Source organism: Acidobacterium sp. FHG110202_01, assembly GCF_059115305.1.
Genome location: NZ_JBZYWJ010000005.1, coordinates 134090 through 161036 on the forward strand (window position 1 = coordinate 134090; position 26947 = coordinate 161036).

Genomic DNA, 26947 nt, shown 5'->3' on the forward strand with positions numbered 1-26947 from the left:
CAAACAATCGTTTCAAACGATTGTTTGAATCATGGTTGCTACCTCTAAGAAGACAAAACTTAAGCGGCGCCAGTCCGCCTTTATGCAGAAAAACAAGCCCCGGGAAGCAGACGATGCACGTGTGCGTCTGATTGGTGCAGCTATGGAATTGTTTGGCGAAAAAGGATACTCGCAGACAAGTGTTCGCGATCTGGCTGCGGCAGCGGGCGTGAACGTGGCAGCGGTGAATTACCACTTCGGCAGCAAGGACGCGCTCTATCGCGAATGCCTGCGGTCATGTCTCGCTCCGGCCGGCACAATGCGCGAGCGGATGCAGGAGTATCTGGAAGTGGCGCAGAGATCAAAGGCGCGTAACGCGGCGGAAGAGGCTTTACGTGCCTGCATAAAGGTTTTCCTTGAAGAGCTGATGCATCCGGACCACAAACATTCGCAGCTGATTATGCGTGAGCAGTCCGCAGGCAGTCCGCAATTTGAAGAGGTCGTGCGCGAATTTTTTCTGCCTATCGGAAATATTTTTCAGCAGCTCATCCTGATGCTCACCCCGGGAATTTCGCAGGAACGAGGGTTTATGGTGATTTCGGGGATCATCGGGCAGTGTTTGCACGCCTATAAGGCGCGTGCGACGTATCGGGTCATCGGGGGCGTTGATTCGCATAGCCCTGAGTACATCGAGAAAATTTCAGAGCATATAGCGCACTTTGTCGCGCTCGGACTGCGCGGTCTTGAGCGTGAGCAACAGGCGAGGTAAATATGTGGCAGATCGCGATCAAGATGCTCATGGGCGACCGCAGCAAATACTTCACGCTGGTGAGCAGCCTGATTGTTGTTTCGTTTCTCTTTCTGCAGCAGGGGTCTATCTTTTGCGGGCTCATTCTACGGACCGCCCGGCCAGTGGAAGTAGTCGGCGCGCCCATCTGGGTGTGCGATCCACAATTGCGCAGCGTTGACGAGAGCAAGCCGCTTCTCGACACAGACTTGCAGCGCGTGCGCAGTGTTCCCGGAGTGAAGTGGGCAGTTCCATTGCTGCTGCAGACGGTGTCCGCGCATATGCCGGATGGGAATTTCCAAACAGTGCGTCTGTATGGTCTCGACAACGATACTTTCTTCGGCCGCCCGCACATGATTGCCGGAACAAGCCAGCTGCTGACACAGGATGAAGCTGTGATTATCGGCAGGGCAGAGTCTGAGAAGCTGGGAGATCCGAAGCCGGGCGATACGTTTGAGATGAATGATAATCAGGCGCGCGTGGTGGGTATCGCGGATGTGCCGCGTGATTTCTTCTCAAACCCATTTGTGTATGCCTCGTATGACCGCGCACTGCAATACGCGCCGCAGCAGCGTAAGCAGTTGAACTATGTACTGGCCGCCCCGGCGGACGGAGTTCCGATCAATGAAGTAACACAGCGAATCAAGAAGGCAACTGGGCTGGCAGCTTATACCGAGCAGGAATTCCACTGGGTGACGATGGACTATTACCTCAAGAACACGGGCATTCCTATCAGCATCGGGCTTTCGCTGGCGATGGTGTTCCTGGTGGGCATGTCGATCGTAGGGCAAACGTTCTACCAGTTTGCATTGCAGAATGAGCGCTACTTCGGCGCACTGAAGGCGATGGGCACAAGTTCCGTAACGTTGACGAAGATGATTCTGCTGCAGGCGTTATTAGTAGGTCTTGTTGGATTCGGCGGAGGAGCCGGACTGGGCGGCATCTTTGGTCTGCTTGCCGGCGGCCAGGACAGCAAAGTTGCTTTTGCAACGCCATGGCCGATGGTGGTGATCAGCTTCGTTGCAATCATTGTGATCTGTCTGCTATCGGCTCTGATCAGCATCCGCAAAGTAGTGAAGCTTGAACCGGCGGTGGTGTTCCGTGGCTAACGTGAGCGAGTGCGATACAGCGAATGGCACACATGCAGCCTGCCTGCGCAATGTGACCAAGGCATTCGGAGAAGGCGCAACCGAAGTGCGCGCGCTGAAGGATGTCGACTTTAACGTGCATACGGGCGAGCTGCTGTTGCTGGTCGGGCCTTCGGGTTGCGGCAAGACAACGCTGCTCAGCGTGCTTGCCGGAATTCTCGACGCGTCCGAAGGAGAAGTGAATGTATTCGGCACGCGCATCGACCAGCTTGACCAGGCGGAGAAGACGGCCTTCCGCCGTGACAACATCGGCTTCATCTTTCAGCAATACAACCTTCTGCCAACGCTGACAGCCGCGGAGAATGTTGCGGTGCCGCTGCTGATTCATCGCACGGACTATGAGGAAGCAGTCGCAAAGGCAAAGCTGTATCTCGAAAAAGTGGGGCTCGCAGATCGCGCGAACTTTCTGCCCGCACAACTCTCCGGAGGGCAGCAGCAGCGTGTGGCTATTGCGCGTGCCTTGATTACAGAACCGCGCCTGATCGTATGCGATGAGCCTACGGCGGCGCTCGATGGCGAAACAGGGAAGATGGTTCTTGAGATGTTCCGGTCAACTGCGCTCACCGATGATCGCGCCATCGTGGTAGTGACGCACGACAACCGAATCTTTCCTTATGGCGACCGCATTGCAGAGATGCTGGACGGGCGCGTCTTATCCATTCACAAGAACGAACTGCGGGTCCATTCATAAAAAATCAATGCCCCGCCTTACGAGGAGATGGCGTGATGACGAAACGGTTGAGCATTTTTGTACCGCTGCTGGGAGTTGTGCTGATCGCAGTGTGGGTCACAGTTTCAGCGCGTCGCGTGCCGCATGAGAAGCCGATCGCTGCTCCGCCCGCCGCGCCATACCAGAATGCGATTGCGGCAACTGGGCTGGTGGAAGCATCGGACCGTAACTATAACCTTGCACCTCCAGTCTCCGGCCAGTTGACTGCGTTGTATGTGAAGGAGAATGACATCGTGCATCGCGGCGATAAATTGTATTCGATTGACGACCGTGAGCAACGCACGATCGTGGAGCAGGCGGATGCGAACGTTGCCAAGGCGCAGGCCACGGTGCAGACTGCGCAGGCCGACATCCTGACGCAGCAGGCCAACCTGAACAGCGCGAAGGCCGCGGTGGAGACGGCGAAAGCGACTTACGACGATGCCGAGCAGATTGCCGAGCGCAATGAGGGAATGCACAAGGACGGCATTATCTCCGACCAGGCGAACATCACTGCTGCGAAGACGCGCGATGCCGACAAGGCGCGCTGGCAGCAGGCTGAGGCGCAGGTGCGCCAGGCAGAAGCGCAACTGCATAATGCCGAGGCCTCGCTTGCCGAACAGCGGGCCAATCTGCAGTCCATGGTTGCGACCCGTGATCAGCAGAAAGTCCTTCTCGACAAGATGACGGTGCGTGCTCCTGCGGATGGAAAAATTCTTCAGATAAACAATCGCGTGGGCGAATATCTTTCGAGCACCGCCGGCACATCGCCTGTTCTTTTTGGCGATACCGATTCGCTGATGGTGCGCGTGGATGTCGATGAGATCAACGCATCGCATGTGCTTCCCGGCTCAACGGCTACTGCCATGCTCAAGGGCGATTCTTCACGGCAGTTTCCAATGCAGTTCGTGCGCATCGTGCCCTACATGGTGCCCAAGGAAAACCTGACCGGCTCGAATTCCGAGCGCGTCGATGTGCGCGTGCTGCAGCTGGAGTTCCGCTTCGATCCGCCACGGTTCCCGGTGTATGTGGGCCAGCAGGTGGACGTGTTCATTCATGCGCCTGAACGCGCGGCGAACGCCCCATAGGCCTGCCGTCCTATGATGGAATCCATGCCGGACGGTATCAGTCTGCGAACGGAGCTGAGTCTTCGCGCGCTGGCCTTTGCGAAGGATCGTGGATTTTCCTGTGAGCAGACGGATGGTGAGATTCCGGGCGTGCTTTTTCCACGAAATGGAAACTTTCATCCGCGCGCCTACGACAGGATTTCCGCGAATCCGCAATGGGCGAAGCGGCTCCTCAAGGTGCATACGGCTTTCAAACGATCCAGAGTGCGCGCAGACTGGCAATGGAAGGAACTGGATTGCGCGCACAGTTCCGATGCATTGCTCATGAACATCTTCTGCCATCCAGGCGTAATGGCTTCGGCAGGTGTTCAGGCGATGCTTGGAATTGGATCAGATGCGGCGCCGGAGTTCGGGTTCAAACCGCGCACGCCCTTTCATAACAGCAAGGCTGACAATACAGAGATCGATATGAAGCTCGATCATCTTCTGGTCGAAGCCAAGCTGACGGAATCGGATTTCCAATTCGCAAGGTTCGATCTGATCTCCCGCTATAGCAACCTCGAAACCGTTTTCGATCTTTCTGAGCTGCCTTCCCGGGATGGCAGATACTGCAGCTATCAACTCATACGAGGAACGCTGGCGGCTTATGCGACTGGCTGTTCTTTCTGCGTCTTCTGTGATGCCCGCCGTCCTGATCTGATCGAGGCATGGTACCGAGTCATGCGGGCAGTCCGCCTCTTCGATCTTCGCTGCCGGCTCAAGCTGCTCACATGGCAGGAACTCGCGAGCGCTATTCCAGATGACCTTCAGGAATTTCTCGCCGTGAAATACGGAATAGCGATCAGTCTTCGGTGACTCCGGCGAAGAGTGCATCATCCTGAGCAAGCGGCCGGGGATCGCGCGAGGCAACAAGCAGGTACTGCTCATAGTCAAAATGCCGGTCAATAAAATCGCGGACACGCTCCATCACTCCATGCTGGGTGATGTGCTGTTTGAAGGCCTCGATCTTCTGCTCTTTCCATTTGCCCAATTCAAGTGTCAGCGAGTAGGGTACACGCGCAGCATCAGCACCCTCATTTGAGTTGTAAACGGAAATGAAGGGCGTGCTCGAGTAGTAGAGCTTCTGTGGGGCATACGGTTTGCCTGCATCAGGAAAGAACTGTGCGCGTCCCGCCCAGTGGAAGGCTGCCGTCGCCGCGAGCGAAACAACGGTGTGGTCGCGATGAAGATTGACGCCTCCATCGGGGCCGAAGGTGAGAATGACCTGCGGGCGCTGCGCGCGGATACGGGCAATCAGCACGCGCACAAGTTCATAAAAGTTCTGCTGATCGAGCGCGCCGTCGGGGTAGTCCAGAACTTCCGTGCTTGTAATGCCGAGGATTTTTGATGCGGCATCAAGTTCGGCGCGGCGCATCTGCGCCAGCTCCTCTGCGCTTTTGGCGCTGCCGCGAAAGCTCCCGGCGTCACCCTGGGTAAGGCATAGGACGCTGGTTTCAATGCCCAGATCGTGCGTCATGAGCAGCGCTCCTCCGAATGCTCCGCTCTCGTCGTCGGGGTGCGCGGTGAGGCACATCAGGCGATATGGCAATGTAGCTGCTCCTTAAAATGAACCGGCTATGAATTTCCAGTGTATTGAAGCTCTGGACATGCCCGGCGCATCATAAGGACATGTCTATCAGCAATCCTACAGTGACAGAGTTTAAGACGCGTCAGCTCGGCAATTCCGACCTGCAGCTCACGCCCATCGGTTACGGAGCCTGGGCCATTGGCGGGGGTAACTGGGAATATGGCTGGGGCGCACAGGATGATGATGAGTCCATCAAGACCATCGAACGCGCCATCGACTGTGGCATCAACTGGATCGATACGGCTGCGGTTTACGGTCTGGGGCACTCAGAAGAAGTGGTCGCAAAGGCGCTGTCGAATGTAAGTGTGAAACCTTATGTCTTCACCAAGTGCTCGATGCGCTGGGACGACAAGCGGCAGATCTATCGCAGTCTGAAGGCCGCTTCGCTTCAGGAAGAGATTGAGAATTCTCTGCGGCGCCTGCAAGTCGACACCATCGACCTCTATCAGATTCACTGGCCCGATCCCGAAAGTGAAATTGAAGAAGGATGGGAAACGCTCGCGAAGTTCAAGGAGCAGGGAAAAGTGCGCTACATCGGAGTTTCGAATTTCAGCGTCGAACAGATGAAGCGCGCTCAGAAGATTGCGCCCATCGCGTCGCTGCAGCCACCGTATTCGATGCTGCGGCGCGACATTGAAGCGGAAATCCTGCCCTTCTGTCAGCAGAACAATATAGGCGTCATCAATTACTCGCCTATGGTCTCGGGCCTGTTGACGGGCAAGATGACAGCCGAGCGCATCAAGAGCCTTCCGGAAGATGACTGGCGCAAGCGCAGCACGAACTTTACTGAGCCAAAGCTCTCCCGCAATCTGAAACTGGTAGAGCTGCTGCGCGAGATCGGCAAGGCGCACAACGTGGAGCCCGGAGTGGTTGCCATCGCGTGGACGCTGCGGCATCCAGCCATTACCGCGGCCATTGTCGGCGCGCGTCGTCCAGACCAGGTGGATGGCGTGCTGCCAGCCGCGACCTTCCGTCTGAGCGAAGAAGAAAGCGCGCGGATCGAAGAGTTTCTCAAGAACTAAGCATCAACCATTTTAAGTACATAGGCCCTCTCATGGAGGGCCTTTTCATCAGACGATATTGTTACACCTATATGAAAAAGTTTGTGTTGTTTTTGGCCTTGGTTCAAGATCGAGTGGGACCCGGTCGACCGCACGGCGTGGACCTGGTTCTATCGCGATGACATGCGCGAATGGATTTTCTTTACCGATGAACGGACCTTCCCGCGAGCGCTACAACCTCGTGCGTGAGCGCGGGCTTCGGGGTTTTCTGCTCATGGGTGCTGGGGCAGGAAGATCCATCCATCTGGAACGTGCTGCCCAGCCATCGATAGAACTAGGTAATCGACTTCTTCGATATGGAGCGAAGGTAGATCACCAGGTTCCAGATATCGTCGGGCTTGCAACGGTCGCCTTCGCTTGGCATCTGGCCTTTACCGTTTTTGATTACGTCGAAGATTTGGGCATCAGTCATGTCCTTGAGGGCATCGGGCTTGGTGTAATCGCGCAGGGTCAGTTTCATGGAGTCGGCGACGTCTCCTTTACCGTCGCCCTTCTCGCCATGGCACATGGAGCAGTCATAGCTGTAGATTTTTTTGGCGTGGGCTTGTGATTCGGGAGTGGCTTTAACGGGGTTCACTTGGGATGATGGCGTCGTTGGCTGGTTTTGAGCGGCAGAGAGCAAAGCAACCAGCAGCAGCGCTGAAGATGCGAGCAATGGCTTCAACACAGCGGCCTCCAGGATGTACAGGTGAAATCGCCGAGCATAGTACACCGCCGGAAGCGGCATTGGAAAGATGCTTTTGGTAAGACCGAAACGTCCGCATCCAGACAGACAATTCCACGAATGGACATCTAAAGGAGTAGCTCTGCCGCGCTATTAGCCAGCAGTTCGCTCCAGGTTCACCAATAACTGCAGTAAAATGCGTAATTTTTACACGAATACTGTTATCTGCAATTTTGAATGTCTAATTTTTCGCCCCGGAATACCTGGCCGTGAGGGAAATGAAACGGCTATCCCGTCTTTGCCACTATGACACTTAGGTCGGTTGTCGGGGTAGTAAATACCTCAGGCAATCTCCCAATGCGGACTGCAGGCAAGGTCGATCGGGATCGTCAGGCAGGGTAGTTCGTGAATAATTTACATCTTTAAAACCAGTTTTTCATGTTTAAGGCTGGCTGGCTTCACATACGATAACGGAAGCAAGCAAATTTTTACGGCCTTTGGTTACGTTTTCGATGTACACTTTAGTAATTCAGGATAGTTCTGGATTTCCCGATTGCATCGAAGCTAGCAGGAAGCGAAATCCAGAGTGGTCATAAGAAAATGACGGCGGAACAGTCGATTTCTTTCGAAGCTGACAAAAACGGATCGCGTTTCTCCGTCCGGTTTCCTCTGCACCTGCCGGTGCGTATTCTCTCTGAAAATCGCGAATTATCAGGAACGACAGAGAATATCTCCGCAAATGGCATTTTGTTTCGCCTGAGCGAAGATTTGCCAGAAGGCGCGCCGGTTGAATTTCTGCTGGAGATTCCTGCTGAAGTGTTATGTGACGATAACACGGCTGCGGTGCATTGTACTGGGCGGGTGGTGCGCTCCTATAAAGAAGACTCAAGCTATTTTGCAGCTGCGAGCATCGACGAGTACCGCTTCCAATAAATAAGTTTGGATAGGAAGAGCAGAACCATGGCATCGGAAGCAAAAGTTGTTCCCGCAGACACTGCGAGGCTGGAAACAGTCAAGCAGCCCATTCGAGTCATTCTCGTGGATTCCCAGGTCATCTATCGCGTAGGCGTGCGCAAGATTTTTGCCGCTGAGAACGATATTCGCGTCATTGCTCAGTTTGACAACCTGAATGATCTGCAGCTCTCGATTTCCGACCAGCAGGCAGATGTGCTGATCATCGAAGGCAGCCTGATTTCCGGCCATGTCGACATCGTTGCCGAGCTGCAGCGGCAGGCGCCCGAACTGAAGATCATTGTAGAGGCAGCAGCGGCCGATGAAACCCGCACCGTTGAGCTCTACCGTAATGGTGCGCGCGGTATTATCCCTCGCTCGATTCCTCCCGAAATGCTGGTGAAGTGTGTGCGCAAAGTCTCTCAGGGAGAAATGTGGATCGATAACAAGGCAGTGTCCTGGGTGATCGAGGCATATCGTTCACAGGCTACGGTTCTATCTAATTCAAGAAACCATCCCAGGCTCTCGCCAAAAGAGCTGGCCATCATTAATTGCATCACGCAGGGTAAGCGCAACAAGGAAATCGCACATGAACTGGGGACCAGCGAGCAGGTCATCAAGAACTACCTGCGCAAGATATATGACAAGCTGGGTGTCTCTGACCGTCTTGAGCTGGCCCTCTATTCGCTGAACAACAAAATCCACCTGAAGAATGCAGCTAATGCTGTAAAGGCGAATGGTGTGATTCCAACGATTGCGACCGCGACAACAAAGGCTTTCTAGGAAGGATATTTTTCCTTAATCTGCCATGATGCGGGATACGCCTGCCCGTAGTTGTCTGCAAGTCTATCCATTTCAAGTGTTTGGCTCTAACTCCCGGAGCCAGGGCCTGGGCTGCGGCTCGTCTCTAAGATATTGATAAATTGTTTGAAGCTAGCGGGAATTCTGTCTCATCCAAGAATCACTCGGCGTGGAATATGTTTTTTGCCTGCGTGTTTTCATCTTCATGCCCGAGGCCAGACAGTGGTATTTTTGAGTTGATTTCAGAGTAAACAGTCCTGTTGCGATTTTTTCGTCCGGGGAATTCCAGAGAGATAGTTTGAGGCCCAGTCGTGGAAAGTAAAGGCAAAATCATACTTAGCACGTTATTTTTAGCTTCTCTTCTTACCGCCTGCAGCAAACCGGCGCAACAGGCCGGTGCAGGCGCGGCGGGGGCACAGGCATTGCCTGTGCAGACGGTGCTGGTTTCGCCGCAGCCCGTGCCGCGCGCTGATGAATACGTATCCACCATTAAATCGCGCCGTTCGGCAACCATTACCCCGCAAGTAGCCGGCAACCTGATCAGCATCAGCGTGCGTTCGGGTGATCATGTGAAGGCGGGCCAATTGGTGATGGTGATCGATCCGCTGAAGCAGGAAGCGACGGTCGAATCGCAGAAGGCAACCGAGCAGCAGAAGCTGGCTGTGTATCAATATAATCAGGTAGAAGTCGAGCGCCAGCGCAAGCTTTATGCCGCAGGCGTGACCAGCCGCGATACGCTCGACCAGGCGGAGCAGTCCTTCAAAAATTCGAAGGCCGATTATGAATCGTCAGTAGCCGCTCGCCAGACGCAGGAAAAAGAGCTGGCCTACTACCGGATTCGCGCGCCGTTCGACGGTATTATCGGTGACGTTCCAGTGCACGTGGGCGATTATGTATCCACGACAACCATGCTGACCACGGTTGATGAGAATCGCGATCTCGAAGCCTACATCTATATTCCTTCTGAGCGTGCAAGCGAAGTGCATCTGGGGCTTCCTGTGGATATTCAGGACAACAGCGGCAATAAGATCGAGCGCACTGCGATCAACTTCATTTCGCCGCAGGTCGATGACCAGCTGCAAGGCATCCTGGCCAAGGCTCCTGTGCGTTCGCCTCAATTGCGGACATCGCAGCTATTGAAAGCCAAGGTCATCTGGTCAACTGAGCCGCTTCCAACGGTGCCGGTGCTGGCTGTGACGCGTCTCGGCGGACAGACTTTTGTTTACGTGGCTCAGGGCGATAACGGAAAGTTTGTCGCCAAACAGCGCTCGGTAAAACTCGGCGATACGATTGGCAACAACTATGCAGTCGAGTCTGGCCTCACTTCTGGCGACAAGGTGATCGTCTCCGGCACGCAGATGCTTGTAGATGGCGCGCCGGTGCAGCCTATGGGGTAAATATAGCCACCAGGGATGACGCCTAAAGTGGCAATGCGGGTGAAAGCAGGTCCTTCGTTCAGGAAAGACAAGTTTTAAGAAACTGCATCACCCGCTCAAGATTGACAAAGAGATACGATTCAGGGCTCGTGACGCCCACTGGCGAGAAGAGGGTTTTCGCGTGGTAGATTTCTTCATTCACCGTCCCGTATTTGCGACCGTTTGCGCGCTGCTTATTATTCTTGCGGGCGCGGCAGTAATCCCAACATTGCCGATTTCGCTTTATCCGCAGTTGGCGCCTCCGCAGGTTCAGGTGACGAGCAACTATGTCGGCGCCAACGCGCAGGTTGTCGAATCGGCAGTTACCATTCCGCTAGAACAGCAGATCAACGGCGTCGAGGGCATGCATTACATGACCTCGACCAGTTCGAATGACGGCACCAGCGCCATTACCGTAACGTTTAATACCGGATACGACCTCAATATTGCTGCTGTCGACGTACAGAACCGCGTGTCCACGGCACAAGGCCGCTTGCCGCAGGAAATCAAGAACACCGGTATTACGATTACGAAGGCCAACCCGAACTTCGTTTTCGCAGCCGGCTTCTTTTCGCCGGACGGGAGCGTCTCAAACCAATACATCTCGAATTATCTTGATGTTTATGTCAAGGACACGCTGAAGAGAATCAAAGGCGTCGGCGATGTAGTGATCTTCGGCGAGCGCAAGTATGCAATGCGCATCTGGCTCGACCCGACCAAGCTGGCCGCGCGCAATCTCACGGCAACAGACGTCATCAATGCCATCCAGGAGCAGAACATTGAAATACCTTCCGGACAGCTGGGACGCCCGCCGGCTCCGGCCACACAGAATTTTCAGATTACTCTGCGCGTAGTCGGGCGTCTTTCCGATCCAAGAGAATTTGAGCAGATCATTCTCAAGAACACGCCAAATGGCATCGTGCAGTTGAAAGATGTAGGCCATGCCGAGCTGGGCGCTGAAACTTACGACACGAATCTCGAATACAGCGGGCACGAGGCCATCGGCGTCGGTGTACAGCAGCTGTCAGATGCGAATGCATTGGATGTGGACAAAGCCGCAAAGGCGCAGCTGGCTGAATTGTCGAAATCCTTTCCGCCGGGCATTAAGTATGTCATCGCTTTTGACACGACAACGGTCGTAGGCGATTCGATCAAGGAAGTGATCTCGACGCTCGAAGAAGCGATTGTCATCGTCATCGCGGTCATCTTCCTCTTTCTGCTCGACTGGCGCGCGACGGTCATTCCTGCGATCACAATCCCGGTATCGCTGATTGGAACCTTCGCCTTTATCAAGGCGTTTGGCTTCTCAATCAACTCGCTGACCATGTTCGGCATCATTCTGGCGACAGGCCTCGTCGTCGACGACGCCATCGTCGTCATCGAGAACGTACAGCGGCATATCTCGCTCGAACACTGCGATCCGCACAAGGCCACATCCGAGGCCATGGGCGAGGTGACCAGCGCTGTCATCGCGACGTCGCTTGTGCTCATCTCGGTGTTTATTCCCGTGTCGTTCTTCCCCGGCACGACGGGCATTCTGTACAAGCAGTTCGCGATGACGATCGCCTTCTCCATCGCCATCTCGGCCTTCAATGCTCTGACGCTTTCTCCGGCGCTCGCGGCACTCTTCCTGCGCGGCGAAGAAGAGAAGTACAAGATGCTGGACTGGACGCGCATCAAGTTCATTGCGCGCGGCTATTCCGCATTTGCTCACGGCGTGGAAGCGGTGATTCTGTGGATGGGTAAGACCTATGCACGCATCATCCACATCACGCTGCGTCTGCGGTACCTGATGCTGCTCATCTTTTTTGCCGGACTTGCAGCAACGGTCTTCGTATACACCCATGTTCCAACCGGATTCATTCCGCAGGAAGACCAGAACTACCTGATCTGCGTGGTGCAGACACCTCCCGGCGCATCGCTGAATTACACAACCGAGTTGTCACATCGAGCGGAAGACCTGATCCTGAAAGATCGCGATGTGTTCGGAACGTTTGCTGTGCCTGGATTCAGCCTTTCCGGCGGCAGCGCCCCCAATTATGGATTGATCTTCGTTCCGCTTAAGCCGATTGACGAACGGAGCGGCAAAGGACATGGCGCGGGCGACATCGTCCAGCGCCTGACGCCACAACTATTCGGGCTTCCGGGCGGAATCATTGCTGTCTTCGAGCCGCCGGCAGTGCAGGGTCTTGGCAGCTTCGGCGGTTTTGAGTTCCAGTTGCAGGACCTTGGCCGGAACACGCTGCAGGATCTCGATACAGTCGCGCATAAGATCGTAGCGGGAAGCCGTCAGCGCAAGGACCTGATGAATCTCTTCACCAGTTATACGGCCAATGATCCGCAGCTGCTGCTTCAGATCGACCGCGAAAAGACCAAAGCGATGAACGTGCCCATCAGCGAGGTCACGAACGCGCTCGGCGTCTATATGGGATCGGAGTATATCAACGACTTCGACTTTAATAATCGCTCCTATCGTGTCTACATCCAGGCTGACCATCCTTTCCGCATGAAGGAGAGTGACCTGCGCCAGTACTACGTGCGCTCCAATGGCGGAGGCATGGTCCCGCTGGACAACCTCGTAAGGATCAGCGATGCAGCCGGACCGCAGGTGATCAATCACTTCAACCTGTTCCGTTCGGCGGAAATCGACGGCTCCGCTGCGCCAGGCTTCAGTTCTGAGCAGGGCCTTAAGGCGATGGAAGAACTCTTCCAGCAAAACAAGATACAGGGCATGACCTACACCTGGAGCGGACTGGCGCTCGAAGAAGTCGAATCGCAGGGCAAGGCAATCATCATCTTCAGTCTCGGCATCATCGTGGTTTACCTCACGCTGGCCGCTCTGTATGAAAGCTTCGCGCTGCCTTTCATCATTCTCCTCTCCGTCCCCATGGCTGTACTCGGTGCACTCGAGCTGGTTTCACTGCGCGGATTTTCTAACGATGCATACGTACAGATCGGACTGCTGATGCTGATCGGACTCGCCGCTAAGAACGCGATTCTGATCGTCGAATTTGCCGAGCAGCTCCGCCTGCATGGACGTTCGATCGTCGATGCCGCGATTGAAGCAGCCGAGCTCCGCCTGCGGCCGATTCTGATGACTTCCATCGCGTTTATCCTCGGCGTGTTCCCGCTCTACTTCGCGACGGGCGCAGGCGCAAAGGGACGCAACTCAGTCGGTACAGCGATTGTCGGCGGCATGGTGGTGTCGACCTTCCTGAACCTGATCTTCATTCCTGTGCTGTACGTGATCCTCAGCACCATTCTGAGCAAGTTCAAGCGCACGCGCCGCAAGCCGGAAGAGTGCGAAGAAGAAGAAGTGCCGGAAGGCGCGCTCTCATCATCGAATTGAACTGCAATCACAGGCGAAAAAGAGGAGCCGTTGAGGCTCCTCTTTCTTTTGCTGCAAGCATCATTTAGTCTGTTGAAAGCCCACCCAAAAAGCCGGGATGGCGGAACTGGCAGACGCAGCGGACTCAAAATCCGCCGACCCTTGCGGTCGTGGGGGTTCGACCCCCCCTCCCGGCACCATAGAACCTCCCATTAAGCCTCTGTAAATACAGAGATAGCATGCAGACAAGCCACGCTATCTATGCAAGGGCTTACTTTTCTGTGAGAACGCTGACTACATTATTGCCAGCGACATATGCTTTTCCAGCAGAGAAGTTAACAGCGACGAAACTTGCCGGAACCCCAGGAACCGTAGCCTTGACTGTGTTGTTGGAGCCATCAATCACCGTAACATTGTTCAGAGCAGTGCTGGCCACAAAAACCAGGTTGGTGAACTGATCGACATCCAGACCAAACGGCGTGTCACCGACGGATACTGATGCTAATATGGCTCCTTTTTTATCTAACACTCCTGTGGTAGAAGGACCGAAGACAGAATTTGTGACAAAAACATGGCCAGTCTGCCAATTAACAGCAGCAAAGGCTGTGTTGCTGCCAAACGTTGTAGTTGCCAGTGCTGTCCTGGTGCGGGCATCAATCACCTCCACTTCGTTATTCCCGAGAGGAACATACAGGCGATTATTCAATGGATTGATCGTAAGCCCATTGGGGGCGCCTCCGCTTACCGGAATCGTGCCGGCGATTTTATTATTCCAGCCCTCGATAATGTCAACGACGTTGTTGTCGCTGTCGGCGACGTACACTTTGTCTGTAATCGGATCAACGGTAATACCCTGGAGGCCATTGCCCGATGTCGTTGTTACAGGAATCTGTGCGATCACTTTGTGATTTTTCCCATTGACTACGGTCACAAAGCATGGAGTTGGATCAATGTTGAAATTGCAGCTTGCAATGTAGATGCGGTCTGTAATGAAATTCACAGCTGGAAGATACGCGCCAACAGGCACTGGAATATTCTCGACGACCGTATCGGTTTTGCTGTCGATGACAGCAAGGTTATCTGTGGCGCCGCCAAAAGACGGAGCAACAACATAAATCTTGTTCGTGATGGGGTTGGCAGCAATTCCAGCGATGGGCTGCGAAAAGCTGATCCGTGTCTTAATTGTCTGTGCAAACGATGCCAGCGTGGCAAATGCCAGCGTGGCTGCAGCAAGGGTTTTCATGATTTGCATATGCATTTCACCACCTCTTACGTAAATGCTTAGCCGCATTTCGTGAGTCGCCTTCACGAGCAATGGCGACAGTTGGTAACAAGAACCAGAGAGATCCGGCTCTCAAGAATACCGAAATGCTCATTCTTGTTATTCGCGCACTGAAACTGGAGCGGTTTTCCAGTGCTGCCGCGAAATCACACGCGCTTTCATTAACTTTGGTGGTCCGAGGCGATGGCAAAGTTTCCATCATCGAGAAACCTCGACCCACATGAACTACTACCCTATGGGCCACTCGAGTCCGAAGTTTTACTGAATTGTGACCGTCAGGCCCACGGTTGCACTGACATTGCCTGTTCCCGCACTCTCCGTTCCGGAGCCGGTAATCATGATCTGTGTTGTGCCAGCAGCTACTGTGCCTGTTGACGAACTTCCTCCGCCGCAAGCCAAAAAACTAGTAGTGGTGGTCATAAGCACAAGCACCAGGAAGATGCCGAACAGTAGTGGCGACTTCCTAAGTTGCTTGCGCCGGAAGATAAGAATCAACCCGGACAATGTACCGGGCAGATAAAAAAAGCTGGCAGCAAGCATGTTATTTTGCGATGAAACAGGAACTGTTGAAGCTACTGCTTGCCCGGCAGAGATGGTCAAGGTTCCATTGATGGAATTTGCATTTCCTGTTGCGGAGCTCACTGGAGGCGTTAGCTGCGCGGGGCTTGCAGTGCATGTAACTCCAACCGGCAAGCCGCTGCAGCCAATGGTGACCGAACCGGAATAATTGTTAATGGGAGTGAGAGTAATCGTGACCTGGCGGCTCTGGCCGCGCGGGACCGTGACAGCTGCGGGACTTACGGTCAAGGTATAAGTGGAAGGCTGAGTGATTGTAAGTGTTCCGTTGACAAAGTTAAAGCTATATACAGGAGAAGAGAGCGTCCCAATAGCTGGGATGATTGGATACATCCCGGTCGGTGAGTCTGAAGCAGCAGGCGTTGAGAATACAGGCGCTCCGGACAACAAGTTTGCCGGCGGGGCCGGATTGCCTGGTCCGAAATCATAGCCGAACTGAGGATTGTCAGCTCCATAAGGGCGGGACGTATCGAGCGCATGTATTTCGAGAACGCCCATGCCTACAGTGAAGTTAATGGTTGCCGAAGTAGGTGCGTAGTCCGTATCGCCGGATGCCATAGCGGTTATGCTCGCCGGGCCTACGCCGATTGCGGCAAAACTGGCGCCGTCGGGATTGATGGCGACAGCGCCGGTCGCTGAATACTGTATGAGGAGTCCTGAGTTTGTCGATGCTGTTAAAGGATAGGCACTCACAGTGCCCGGAGTTGGGTACTGAACCGAAGCGGGCGCGGCAAAATTATTGATCTGCTGTGACGCTGGATTCACTGTCAGCGTGCCATTGAGAAATTTGAAGGTATAGTTCTGGCTGAAGAGTGTCCCCTGAGTCAAAGTGATGGGATATTGTCCAGGGTCAGAGGATGTTGTTGCAGTTGTCTTTATCGTTGCCCCGCCGCTGATCACTGCCGTAGTGTCGCCCCCGACAAATCCTGACAGAGTACAGTCAGCAAAAGTCCGCGCACTGCAGGTAAAGGCAGGAATTGTACCGAAAGAAGTCTGCAGGTTATTGACTGTGACAGTCAGCGGTGCTGGATTTACGGTAAAGGACTTTGTCGCCGTCGCCGGAGCGTATTGCGTGTTTCCCGCCTGCGTGGCTGTAATGACTACCGTTCCCGCTCCGGCTACAGTGACCGACCATCCGGAACTGGTCTGTTGGGTTTTGACAGGAGCCGTGCCGGTAAATGCTACATCGACTGGCTGGCCGGAGCTTGCAGTCGCATTAAAGCTGAAAGAGGAGTTGGCGTCGCCGTAGGTAGCTGGCGGTGTAAATCCGGTTATATTGACCGTCTGCGATTGACCCTGAGTCACCAGCAGGGAACCGTTTACAAAGTTCAGTGTGTAGTTCTGGTTTACCGATAACGTGCCTTTTGCAATTCGAATTGTATAAGCTCCTGGGGCAGGTACAGTCCCCGCAGGTATAGGGGAGCCCTTTGCATCTATGACCTCAACAATTGGCGTGCCCTTAACCACTGAGGACTGCGTGTCTCCTGAAGCAAAACCACTAAAAGCGTAGGGAAGATTCGCAGGGATGGGCTGGCCGTCCTGTAGAGTCAGATTGGAAGCTGTGGCTGTCAAGGTTGCAGGCGTCACGCTGATACTTTGCTTTAGCGTGGCTGGGGACCAGGTTGAGTCCCCATCTTGTGTTGCAGTTACCGAGATAGTCCCCGTTCCGGTAGTCGTGAGGAGGAAGCCATTCAAAGTTCCAGGGCTGCCGGATCCTAGTGTGAACGAAGAGATAGACAGTCCGTTTGGGTTGCCGGTAGAAGGATCTGTGGGAACGAAATCCTGGCTGAGATCAAGCGCTGCGCTCCCATATGTAACAGACGTCGGCCCGGAGTAAGTGATTGTCTGCTGCTTGAGCGGTGGAGGTGCAGTTACCTCGCGTATCAGACCATTTAGGCTATCAGCAACATACAGGTTCCCACTGCTGTCGAATGTGAAGCTTGCAGGTCCATTGAGAAGCGCCTGATTTGCTGTTCCGCCATCACCAGCATAACCGGCCATTCCCGTTTGACCTACTGCGGCATTGATAATGCCAGAGGTATCTACCACGCGAAGAGAGCTTGCACCGCTGTCCGCTATGAGCAGGTTCCCGCCGGGGTCCTGATAGACGAATGTAGGTGAACCCAAAAAAGCGCTTGTTGCTGGCTGCCCATCGTTGCAGTTCGGTATTTTGCTCGAGTCGCATACAGCTGGGAACGAGCCATCGGACGCTGTCAACTGACCGGCAACGGTATTGATAGTTCCAGCGCCGGTTTTTGCTGACGCGCTATTTACCTTGCGGACCGCGGAACAGTCCGCGATGAGAATGTCGCCAGCGCTGTTGACGGAAACTCCAAACGCGTAGCATAACTGCGCGCTTGTTGCGTTTCCTCCGTCCCCGCAAGATCCACCCAAGCAGGGTGCACCAGTGCTGGTCGGACCATTACTGGCAAGCCCATTCCAGGGGGTAGGCGGAGTTCCTGCAACAACAGTAATTGTCTGAGACTGAAGATTGACTTCGCTGATGATGAAGTTGTTGGAATCCGAGATATAGAGATTGCCTGAAGAATCAAAAGCGATTCCATCTGGACCGTATAACAAACTGATGACAGCCGAAGAATACGCGCCATAGCCGGCATACTGGTGTGTGTTGTCGCCAACAACAGTCGAGATAATTCCTGATGAAGCGTCAATCTTGCGAATGGCATTATCGCCGTAATCTGCAATATAAAGATTTCCGTTCGTATCAAAGGCCAGACTCACATTCAATAAGCCACTGAAATTGAATTTGGCATTCACGGCCAATCCGCCGTCGCCGCAGGTGATATCTTCATTCGGATTACATGAGAGATCACTGGTAGTACCGGCGATGCGATAAACGTAGCCAGCCTGCGGCGAGACATCTGTCCTCAGCTTTAATAAGGACGGCTCGCTGGTTCCGGAATAGATGACATAAATATTGTTGTCGGTAATACTTGCGAAATATATATTGCCAGCGCTATCCATTATGGTTCCGCTTGCGCCAGCAGGTATACAAGACAGGCTTAAAGGTACATTGTCGTAACCGTAACTGCTGCCGGAGGGGCAGAATGGACTGCCGGTGTCGGTAGGCGTTTGCCCGGCAAAGATATTGATCTTACCGACTCCAATGCTTGTCGTATTCTGGCCGAGTACAGGCAAACTTAGCGTAATGAACATCGCAGCGATAACAGCAAACAAGGCGCGATGCGACATAAGTTCACGGATAGTTCCCGATCTCCTGCCGTTCATTCTGACCAGAACCTCTGCATTTGTCATAGCTTCTTCTCATTGCTGGTAGAGATACATCTGTAGTGTGTAGGCTTGATTTGCTCCCAGAACCTCATTTACATCTGCTGTTCCATCGAGAGCGGTGAAATAAATGACGTACTTGTCTTCGGGTTTCCCTGCTACAACGACACCCTTGGTTGTGCAAATCGAGTTTCCATTAGCGTCAAAACCAGGACTCACAATGCCCGAACCGTTTTGGTTGACAAGGCCACAAATGCGTTGAGGATCAGACATTACCAGGGTCGCGTTTGGGAATACTCCGTTCAGCGTGGCATCCTGCTTGCCAAGATTGATGGTGTACTGCGCGCCCGGCGACTGGGTAGGATCATCATTCGGATAGGTTCCGCCCACAAGGGTTCCATTGCTGGCGGGTGACGGCGCAAGAGCAATCGGCTGTGTAACAGTAGTAATGTTCGGTACAGGCTCGTAAACAAACCCACGATAGCTCACCGAGGCGATATCAGAAGGTTGCAGAGGTGAACTCGGCATAATCACACCGGCCCACCCGAATGAGTAACCTACAGCAATAACACTGGAAGTATCCGAGGGAGAGCGGTCTTTTACGAAGTACCCAGCTGGGTGAAATGCGAAGGTTGGCAGTACAGTGAAAGCTGGGTCTGTGTCAGCCGTGATTACAGCCTGGCCATTCGCAGCAGCGCATGTGGCAGTGTAGGTTAATGGGTCATTTGCGAGGCTGACAGGGTCTGCCAGGCTCACCGGGATGCCGGCCGCAGTTGCAATATCTGGAAGCTGATATCCACGTACATCGCCGAATTGCCACGTCTTCCCATCCGGGCTAGTGCTTGCGACCATCGCCCCATAAGCTGGATAGGTCGTATCACTATCACTGGGCTGCGGTTGCTGCGAGATGATGCCTGTGAAGATAAAGCGGACATTGCCCGTAATGGCGAAGCAATCTGGTGCTTGCACCATCGATATGGGGGCAGTCGTATTGTCCCCTGGGCGAAGAGTTGTGACCTGGCTGGGCATCTCGACTGCCATCCCCGCAGAATTTCCATTCACTGTTCCAAAGTTGAGGATGTTGTTCTGGTTTACGAAACTTCCTTGTGTTGGGGGATTGGGAGACGGAGCATAAGTGACTGGCTGATAGCTGAAGACCTTTTGCGAGTTATCCAGAGTAAGTGACCAATAGCCAGGATTCTGGGTGCCGATGTACGCATTGCTGGTGGTTGGCTGTCCTCCTCCAGGCAGAGATGGTTGCACAACCGGCGGGTTCGAGAAATGTGTGCTCGAGCACCCGGACACGATAAGCAATATACCCAGCGCGTAACTAAGCCGTTTGGTTTTTGCCCTCTTGGTCATGTAGCTCCACATGGCTATCTTGTTTCTCATTTAGAACGTCAGCTTCAAAGCAAACTGCAGAGTGCGCGGGCGATGAGCATCTACCGGATGCAGGAATGACGAGCTTGTCAGACAATCCACACCGTCACCTCCGGCAGCTGAGTAACCAGAAGCATATCCGCCATAACAGCTCAACGTGTTCTGGGCCTGGCTTCCTAAAGTCGGGTCATAAATGCGGAATTGGGTGACATTGAATACGTTGAAGGCCTCCGCGCGAAATTGCAGGCTGATCGATTCCCATACTGAGAAGGTCTTCAGCAGCCCCACATCCCAGTTCAGGCGCTTGGGATTATTCAGAACATTGCGTCCGGCGTTGCCGAAAGTCAGGCCGCGAGGAGCAACAAACGCTCCAGGATTCAGCAGAAGAGGGCCAACACTGCCAAATGTTGTTGTGCCGTTGCCGGGAATATGTCTGTGCGGATCACCAATGACATCAGGATAAGAGCCCGATCCCTGACCATTTGCAACTCCCGCATTGTCCAGAGTAGAAATGCCGGCCGGACTTCCGTTGTTGATCACCGTGAAGGGAATGCCAGTCTCAAACAACGTGATTCCCGAAAGCTCCCATCCACCTAAAATCGTCCGCACGGATCTTAAGCTGGCCCATTTGTTCGGGTCATAGGGTTCGCCACTCGGATGGCTAGCTAAGTTGGATGGGTCACTATCAGTAAAATGAAGAAAGCTATCGAATATATGTATTAGAGGCAGCTGATAGATGTAGCTGATGTGTAGTAAGTGTCTCTGATCAAAATTAGAACTGGCGCGATTCGCCCTCAGATCAAAGGAATTAACAAACGTCGTGTCTGAGCGATCGGAAGCATCGTCGAAAGAATGGCTGTATGTATAAGCTACCCCGAGACTAAGCGGGCCTTGCACCCTCCGCAGGGTTGCCTGAAAGCCATTGTAGGAAGAGGTAGCGATATTTTCGAGAGAGTATATTTCTCCAATGCCGGGCGCGAACTGGCGAAGACTGTTCGGATTAAAGTTATCTGCTGATTGAGCATTTGTGCCAAAACATGCGGCCTGCATATTGACAAAAACAGGTGCATCCGATGCAACTGTCGCCCCAGTAGATAATGTATAAAAGCTGGTGTTGTTAACAGTGGTGTACGTACAGTCGCCTGTATAGTTCCCCGCACCATAAACCCGGATCAGTGGCTGGTGCAGACCGAAAGGGTTGGCCGCAGGGTCGAGAGGTTTTAGCTGGTTGATCTGACGCTCGGTTGCCAGGTGTGTTCCTTTGCTGCCGACATAGGCGAAGGAAGCCAGGATGTTCTTCGGCAATTCGTGTTCGATGCTTGTGCTCCATTGCTGCACATAGGGCCAGACAGCTTTGGTTGGGATGGCTGTGACATTGATTGGGTAAGCAATTCCATTGCCTATGCTGCTCCATCCCCCTGGATAGAGCGCAGTCATGTCCAGCACTATAGGCGAACTGCCTTCCAGCGATCCTGAGTTTGCTTCATCCGCTGTTCCATGCTCGAAGAAAATACCGTAGCCTGCGCGCAGCGCGGTCTTGCCATTACCGAAAATATCCCAGGCTAGGCCAACCCTCGGCGATGGATTGAAGAGATGGCTTGACATGCAGCTTGAAGGGACGCCATTCTTGCCGCACTGCTCAATACCATTAAGAATGCGCGGATCCAGGCCCTGCTGTGGATTGTTAGGATTGATCTGAATAGGGTTCAGTGTGGAAGGATCGAGCAACTGCCCGCTACCTGGATCGACGGCGAGAGCATTGCCCTTCTGATATTGGCTTCCTGTCCAGTTGTAGATGTTGTTGTCGACAGTGTGGAAGGTCCCCAGAAAGCTTAAACGAAGGCCGGCATTCAGGGTAAGATGCGGCGTGACTTTCCAGTCATCCTGAATGTAGGGTTCGACAACTTGATATCGCTGCCTGTAACGGGACTGTCCACTGTCTTGCTGAAAACTGCAAATGTCTCCTGCGCTCGGGTTACCGGGGTTGAAGTACAGGAAATCGGCGAAGGCGTTCCCCGTATAACTCGCACATTTGACATTGTTGAAGCTAAGGATTCCCTGGGCATCGCCTGTAGCTGCGCCAATAGGAGTGTTGTCCTGGTTCCGCTGGTAGATAATCCATTGCAGGCCAAACTGCAAGTTATGCCGCTGGAATATCTTGTTTACATTGTCGCTAAGACTATAAGTAGGGTTGGTGTGTGACCATGGGATATAGCCCGGATCTACCGCAAACCCATTACCGCCATACTCGGCGTTGTTTCCCCCGATTACGACGCCGGGCAGCTTTGGCACTCCATCCAGTCCCTTACTGCCGTTATTAAAGATGGTTGTCAGAGGACATTGGCCGTCACTTGAGCAGGGAGCATCAAGGTCTGCAGGACGCTGAATGCTTACTCCAGTCCCCGCAATATTCGTCAGGCGAATATGTGAATTTGTGTAGCTCGCAACGAATTCATTCAACCATGTTGAGGAAAACGCTCCTGTAAGACGCGCCACGAGACTAAGACCGGGTCCATAATAGCGAGAATTAATCGTAGGAAAGCTGTTTTGCACAAAAGCATACGGAGGAACAGGCGTTGTCTGGTCCCATTCATCGTGGATATAGCGGAAGCTCGCCTGCCATTTATCGTTGAGTGAGTGGTCAATGCGGAACAACTCTTCTCTCCAATATGTGGGCAGCGACACATCCACGTTGTAGCAGGATCCGACACGCGAATTGCATCCGGACGTAGCATTTGGATAGGGAATAACACCTGTGTTGAGAATGGCTATCGCATTGCGGTTCTCGGGCACAAAGTTGCCGGTGAAGCCTTGTACAGGAGTTCCGCCACCTGGACAGTCAGGGAACTGCGTTCTGTCGAAGCCACTGCCGGTCCCATTGCCTTGGCTGGCAGGGCACACATCACTGAAATCGCCATTCCGCTCAGCCAATGAAGGCACCGGTTGTCGGTACGCAGTTGGTGTTTTCTCAATGCGCGCCTCTTCAGAAAAAAAGAAGTGTGTTTTGCCGCGCCCGTCGTAGATGTGAGGAATGCGGATGGGCCCTCCAATCGTTCCGCCAAAATCGTTGCGGCGATAGAGAGGCGCTCCCTTGGTTACGTCAAAATATCCCTTCGAATTGAATGCCTCATTGCGCAGAAATTCATACAACACTCCATGAAAACTGTCGGTTCCTGACTTCGTCGTGACAATCGTTGTTGCATTGCCGGTGCTGGGGTACATGGCGCCGTAATTGGAAGTGAGTACCTTAATCTCCTGAATTGCATCGAGGCTTGGATAAACGACAAGGGTACTGTGGTCTCTGTTGAGCCCGGTATTCAGCACGTCGGAGCCATCTATGGAAAAGCTGTTGTATTCGGTGCGCCCGCCGTTGACGCTGTAGGCCACACTTCCGGCCATCCCTACCTTGGCTTCATCCTGTTGAGTCTGGTTGCTAACTCCGGCTACGAGGTCGATGAATTGTGTAAAGTTCCGGCCATTTAGACCTATGCTCGTGACCTCTTTGCCCGTGACGGTGCCCGTAACTTCAGCATTTTCTGTCTGGACTTCAGTGACTGTGCTCGCCGTTACGTTGACTTGCGTTGCCTGAGCCCCTACGCTCAGCTGCACGTTGTAGACATATGCCTGCCCTACGTTGAGATCAATGGTGTTACTTACTGCGGTGTTGAAATCAGGCGCCTGCACCTCGATTGCGTAATGCCCTGCGGGAAGATACGGAACAGAAAACTGTCCTGAATCGTTTGTCTCCACTGCAAGCTTGGCCTGTGTATCGAGATTCAGCACCTGTACCTGCGCACGGCGTATAGCAGCGCCTTGCGGGTCCGTGACCTGTCCGGAGAAGCGAGCCGTCTGTGCGTGCGCCGCGGGGCATGCAAGGAGGCACACCATGACCGCGAATAGTCTTAGGAGTAGAGAACGCACATGTACCTTCCGTTTATTTGTGGTCTTGGATCCCCGACGAAAGAGAAGGTCTTACAAGTGCAGCAGTTGGATCACTTTGGTTTATTGTTTGCTCAAGCCGCGCTACAGACGCGGAGATGTCCTTCAAAATATCGACGGCAGACCGTGGATTCCTGTCCTTCTGTGAAAGGAGTTCACGGCAGAAATCGGCATTTGCGTGAGCTACTTGTGCCAGGCCGTCAGATACCTGAGTTTTACTTTCCATAGGTGAGTTGGAAATCCCACTCTCATGAAATGCTTGTGCCAGTGATTGATTTTCCAGGGCAATGGCTGCGTTCAGTCGCTCGCGCTCCTGTTGCTCAAACGCTTGCAGGAGTTGCTTCCCTTCCGGTGTTAAAGAGGACGAACGGAAACGATGTTCGAGCTCATCCAGCACACGACAGCTCTGCTCAATTGCAGAGCTGCTCTCGAAAATCTGATGGGCTATCCGGCCTGCGATCTGAGCAGACGTGCCTTTGGATTCAAACAGGATGTCGAGCGGACTTGGATCCGGTCCTTTGTTTGTGACGACGAGGCTGCGGGGGTGCTCAATCGGAGCTGGCTCTGTTGCTAATTCGTCAAACGTGCGCACAGCTGTTGTGATATGGGCGATCCCGGAGAGCTGCGCCAGTAGAGTTTTTCTCTGCGCCTCATTTGCGACAATACCTTTCACTTGCATTCCGCTTAATGTTCGCTCGATTTCGAGCCGTTGGGTTATGTCATCATTCAGGCTTCTCAAAACAAAGCGTGTGTGCAACTCGGTTTCATTGAGTTCTGCTTCGGTCAATAGAATGGTTAGGCTGTGCGGCGCCGGTATGACGGAATGCACGCTTACTGATATGCCTGCTACTGAGGGTTCAAACCAATCCGGGTTGGCTTTGGACCAGGGCATCACCTCGTATTCCAGCTCTGCTACTTCGATATGTTCATCATCCCGGAACTGAACAGTCCGTTCTACAGGATGGAAATCAGATGGACGCAGGGTAAGAGTTTCCTGGGCAATCGCACTGCCCCGTACAGTTGTCGTTAGAGTGAGAAGATTATCCTTTGTACGCTCCACAGTGTCATGCACTACAACAGCATGATCACGCCAGTCGCGATAACTCACTGATGAAAGTGGATCGTCCCAATTCATGTTGGCAACAGCCAGCGTTGCTTCTAATTGGTTTTCGTCAGTGTTGAGATGTTTGTGTCGAGGGCGTGCTCGGTGTGCCTGATCACGGTAAATGTCGCGCTCAATAGTGCGATGCTTGGATGTGATCTTTACTTTCTGGTGAATGACATCAGCTGACTTCTCTGGGACGGGGTTTTCTGCGGCAATTGCTTGCTGTAACAATCTGTCTGGCTTAATTGAATTTGGCCGATGAATGAAGAACAGCACGCCAGCAACCGTCAGTGCAGCAGTCATTACCGCTGCAAAAAACTTTGGCCGCCGGGCCCTTTCCAGCAGACTGGAGAGCCGGGCCCTGGTGCGTCTCCACCAGGGCATCTTCGCATCCAGTGCTTTTCGAGGGGGCCTTTCACTGGAATGAGTCTGCGTGGCCTCAGCGACCTGTCCTGATTGCGAGTTGTTATACGCCGGCTCATTGTCTGTCTCAAACTGAGGATCAACATAGGTGATCTCAAGCAGCGCTCCAGAGGCAGTGAACGTGACCACTAGAGTGATAGACCGCCCATCAGCCAGAGTCGCTTCCTGCCTCAATGAGGGAGGAATTTCTGGCGGCAATCCAGGAATGGGAAGAGTCAACAGCGGCAGCTCCTGCTCGCTCATAATCTCGATGAGTTCGGTAGGAATCGCGCGATTCATCCCCACTTTTAGTTCGCTGATCTTTGAGTTCACATCCCTTGCAGCCAGTACTTCGCCATCCACCGCTACCACCAATGCTTTCGGGCGATGTTCATAGGCCTCACGGAAGCGGCCGTGCCCTTTCCGCATGGAAATTTCGCTCTGTGGATCGTGTTTTGCTGAATAAGTGTTTGACCACTGCTTTGGCTTTTCCCTCTGCGAAAACCCGGAAGCCTCATACAAAGACCGCTCCGAATACGACGACAGCCCTGTCCGCTTGCAGATGAGATCGAGACATCTCTCACAGCTGACAATGTGTGCGAGCAACTCACACTCGATTGGCGTGCCTGTTCCGTAGCGAGCTTTCAGCGCATCTATTGGCAGACATTCTCCAACGCGAGCCTGGAAAATTGAATCGCGTAGCGCTTGTTCAAATTCAACGGTAGGCAATGCAACGCGAATCGAACGCGATGCAGGCGGGGCTCCGTGATGCATAATGTGCAGACGGTCAGGAGTTGCAAGGTAGCCCCTCACCTCATCCCGCGCCTGTGCCAGACTCCTGTCTACAGCCTTTCTGGTAAGCTGGCCGATCTGCATGATTTCTGTAGGAAAGAATCCGTGAAAGAAGCGAAGAAGAAGAATGCTCGCAGATTTTGTGGATAGTTTTCTCCAGTTCAAATAGGCCGCGATGCGGTACAACTGATCTTGCATTTCCGCCGGGTCAGAATCTTTTCCGAAGCGCAGGCTCAAGTGGAAAGACTCAAAATCTACTATTGAAAGTGTCTGAAATGAATAGCGGCGCTTGCGCCGGCAGCTCATGAGATAGGCATATTTCAGATACGTATAGAGAAATTTTTCCGGGTGCTCGATATCGCGCACAGACATCCACGACACCAGCAACTGCATAAATACGTCCTGCACCAGGTCTTCAGCTTCGTGGTGGTCATTGCCGCAGAAATGCATCGCCCAGCGAAATAACCAGTCATACTTGGAGGCGTAGACAGATTCAGGCGTCGTGGCCGCGCGATCTGGAAAAGGAAGTGGGTGCATGAGGAGTAGTCGTGATATTTGTTTTTTGCTGCATCCTAAATGTGCACTGAGTTGGCTTCATCCCACATTGGAAAACTGAAAATTTACGGATGATTATTTGATATGTAATTCATGCAAACTTCATTTTCGTTTGATGTTTTCACTCCCC

General features: G+C 53.3%; 17 protein-coding genes and 1 tRNA gene. 11 read left to right on the forward strand and 7 right to left on the reverse strand.

Going from position 1 to position 26947, the window contains the following annotated elements; all coding sequences use genetic code 11:
* The first annotated feature begins 31 nt into the window (after window positions 1–31).
* From AC5S16_RS12095 to AC5S16_RS12115, 5 genes are read left to right on the forward strand one after another with little or no spacing between them, the layout of a single operon-like run.
* Window positions 32–748, forward strand: a complete 717-nt coding sequence (locus AC5S16_RS12095) for a TetR/AcrR family transcriptional regulator (protein ID WP_493930331.1) — start codon at window positions 32–34, stop codon at window positions 746–748.
* 2 nt (window positions 749–750) lie between these two features.
* The gene (locus AC5S16_RS12100; RefSeq protein ID WP_493930332.1) at window positions 751–1875 is read left to right on the forward strand and encodes an ABC transporter permease; all 1125 of its coding nucleotides are present in this window, start codon (window positions 751–753) and stop codon (window positions 1873–1875) included.
* On the forward strand, window positions 1868–2605 hold the full coding sequence (locus AC5S16_RS12105; RefSeq protein WP_493930333.1) for an ABC transporter ATP-binding protein: 738 nt from the start codon (window positions 1868–1870) through the stop codon (window positions 2603–2605). The genes AC5S16_RS12100 and AC5S16_RS12105 overlap by 8 nt, the downstream gene beginning before the upstream one ends.
* Window positions 2606–2640: 35 nt before the next feature.
* Window positions 2641–3711 (forward strand): HlyD family secretion protein, encoded by a 1071-nt coding sequence (locus AC5S16_RS12110; RefSeq protein ID WP_493930334.1) that lies wholly within the window; start codon window positions 2641–2643, stop codon window positions 3709–3711.
* Window positions 3712–3735: 24 nt separating this feature from the next.
* Window positions 3736–4545 (forward strand): PGN_0703 family putative restriction endonuclease, encoded by an 810-nt coding sequence (locus AC5S16_RS12115; RefSeq protein ID WP_493930335.1) that lies wholly within the window; start codon window positions 3736–3738, stop codon window positions 4543–4545.
* Here the strand turns inward: AC5S16_RS12115 and AC5S16_RS12120 are convergent.
* Window positions 4532–5278, reverse strand: a complete 747-nt coding sequence (locus AC5S16_RS12120; RefSeq protein WP_493930336.1) for a PIG-L deacetylase family protein — start codon at window positions 5276–5278, stop codon at window positions 4532–4534. The two genes, AC5S16_RS12115 and AC5S16_RS12120, sit on opposite strands and share 14 nt — an antisense overlap.
* An 80-nt stretch (window positions 5279–5358) precedes the next feature.
* Between AC5S16_RS12120 and AC5S16_RS12125 the strand changes: the two genes are divergently transcribed.
* Window positions 5359–6339: an aldo/keto reductase gene (locus AC5S16_RS12125; RefSeq protein WP_493930337.1), complete on the forward strand. Its 981-nt coding sequence runs from the start codon at window positions 5359–5361 to the stop codon at window positions 6337–6339.
* 313 nt (window positions 6340–6652) lie between these two features.
* On the opposite strand, the gene AC5S16_RS12130 is transcribed toward AC5S16_RS12125, so the two are convergent.
* On the reverse strand, window positions 6653–7045 hold the full coding sequence (locus AC5S16_RS12130) for a c-type cytochrome (RefSeq protein WP_493930338.1): 393 nt from the start codon (window positions 7043–7045) through the stop codon (window positions 6653–6655).
* Between the two features lie 597 nt (window positions 7046–7642).
* Between AC5S16_RS12130 and AC5S16_RS12135 the strand changes: the two genes are divergently transcribed.
* From AC5S16_RS12135 to AC5S16_RS12155, 5 genes are all read left to right on the forward strand, one after another.
* Window positions 7643–7975 carry a PilZ domain-containing protein gene (locus AC5S16_RS12135; RefSeq protein WP_493930339.1) on the forward strand — a complete coding sequence of 111 codons (333 nt, stop codon included), beginning with the start codon at window positions 7643–7645 and terminating at the stop codon, window positions 7973–7975.
* A gap of 27 nt (window positions 7976–8002) precedes the next feature.
* Window positions 8003–8776 (forward strand): LuxR C-terminal-related transcriptional regulator, encoded by a 774-nt coding sequence (locus tag AC5S16_RS12140; RefSeq protein ID WP_493930340.1) that lies wholly within the window; start codon window positions 8003–8005, stop codon window positions 8774–8776.
* A gap of 329 nt (window positions 8777–9105) precedes the next feature.
* Entirely contained in the window at window positions 9106–10191 is a 1086-nt protein-coding gene (locus AC5S16_RS12145) for an efflux RND transporter periplasmic adaptor subunit (protein ID WP_493930341.1), read from the forward strand.
* Window positions 10192–10351: 160 nt separating this feature from the next.
* On the forward strand, window positions 10352–13558 hold the full coding sequence (locus AC5S16_RS12150) for an efflux RND transporter permease subunit (RefSeq protein WP_493930342.1): 3207 nt from the start codon (window positions 10352–10354) through the stop codon (window positions 13556–13558).
* Between the two features lie 91 nt (window positions 13559–13649).
* A tRNA-Leu gene (locus tag AC5S16_RS12155) sits at window positions 13650–13737 on the forward strand.
* 71 nt (window positions 13738–13808) lie between these two features.
* On the opposite strand, the gene AC5S16_RS12160 is transcribed toward AC5S16_RS12155, so the two are convergent.
* The 5 genes from AC5S16_RS12160 to AC5S16_RS12180 all read right to left on the reverse strand — a co-directional run bounded on the left by AC5S16_RS12160 (window position 13809) and on the right by AC5S16_RS12180 (window position 26799).
* Window positions 13809–14780, reverse strand: coding sequence for a hypothetical protein (locus AC5S16_RS12160; RefSeq protein WP_493930343.1), 972 nt, complete (start codon window positions 14778–14780; stop codon window positions 13809–13811).
* A 297-nt stretch (window positions 14781–15077) separates the two neighbouring features.
* Entirely contained in the window at window positions 15078–18671 is a 3594-nt protein-coding gene (locus tag AC5S16_RS12165) for an MBG domain-containing protein (protein ID WP_493930344.1), read from the reverse strand.
* A 9-nt stretch (window positions 18672–18680) separates the two neighbouring features.
* Complete coding sequence (locus AC5S16_RS12170) at window positions 18681–20036, reverse strand: hypothetical protein (protein ID WP_493930345.1); 1356 nt, start codon at window positions 20034–20036, stop codon at window positions 18681–18683.
* Entirely contained in the window at window positions 20037–23912 is a 3876-nt protein-coding gene (locus tag AC5S16_RS12175; RefSeq protein ID WP_493930346.1) for a carboxypeptidase-like regulatory domain-containing protein, read from the reverse strand.
* 46 nt (window positions 23913–23958) lie between these two features.
* Complete coding sequence (locus AC5S16_RS12180) at window positions 23959–26799, reverse strand: RNA polymerase sigma factor (protein ID WP_493930347.1); 2841 nt, start codon at window positions 26797–26799, stop codon at window positions 23959–23961.
* Window positions 26800–26947: the final 148 nt, after the last annotated feature.

Excerpts from the sequence above, each read along its gene's own strand:
- AC5S16_RS12095 (WP_493930331.1), top strand. The coding sequence starts at position 32 with ATGGTTGCTACCTCTAAGAAGACAAAACTTAAGCGGCGCCAGTCCGCC.
- AC5S16_RS12100 (WP_493930332.1), top strand. The coding sequence starts at position 751 with ATGTGGCAGATCGCGATCAAGATGCTCATGGGCGACCGCAGCAAATAC.
- AC5S16_RS12110 (WP_493930334.1), top strand. The coding sequence starts at position 2,641 with ATGACGAAACGGTTGAGCATTTTTGTACCGCTGCTGGGAGTTGTGCTG.
- AC5S16_RS12115 (WP_493930335.1), top strand. The coding sequence starts at position 3,736 with ATGCCGGACGGTATCAGTCTGCGAACGGAGCTGAGTCTTCGCGCGCTG.
- AC5S16_RS12125 (WP_493930337.1), top strand. The coding sequence starts at position 5,359 with ATGTCTATCAGCAATCCTACAGTGACAGAGTTTAAGACGCGTCAGCTC.
- AC5S16_RS12135 (WP_493930339.1), top strand. The coding sequence starts at position 7,643 with ATGACGGCGGAACAGTCGATTTCTTTCGAAGCTGACAAAAACGGATCG.
- AC5S16_RS12140 (WP_493930340.1), top strand. The coding sequence starts at position 8,003 with ATGGCATCGGAAGCAAAAGTTGTTCCCGCAGACACTGCGAGGCTGGAA.
- AC5S16_RS12160 (WP_493930343.1), bottom strand. The coding sequence starts at position 14,780 with ATGAAAACCCTTGCTGCAGCCACGCTGGCATTTGCCACGCTGGCATCG.
- AC5S16_RS12165 (WP_493930344.1), bottom strand. The coding sequence starts at position 18,671 with ATGACAAATGCAGAGGTTCTGGTCAGAATGAACGGCAGGAGATCGGGA.
- AC5S16_RS12170 (WP_493930345.1), bottom strand. The coding sequence starts at position 20,036 with ATGAGAAACAAGATAGCCATGTGGAGCTACATGACCAAGAGGGCAAAA.
- AC5S16_RS12175 (WP_493930346.1), bottom strand. The coding sequence starts at position 23,912 with ATGGTGTGCCTCCTTGCATGCCCCGCGGCGCACGCACAGACGGCTCGC.
- AC5S16_RS12180 (WP_493930347.1), bottom strand. The coding sequence starts at position 26,799 with ATGCACCCACTTCCTTTTCCAGATCGCGCGGCCACGACGCCTGAATCT.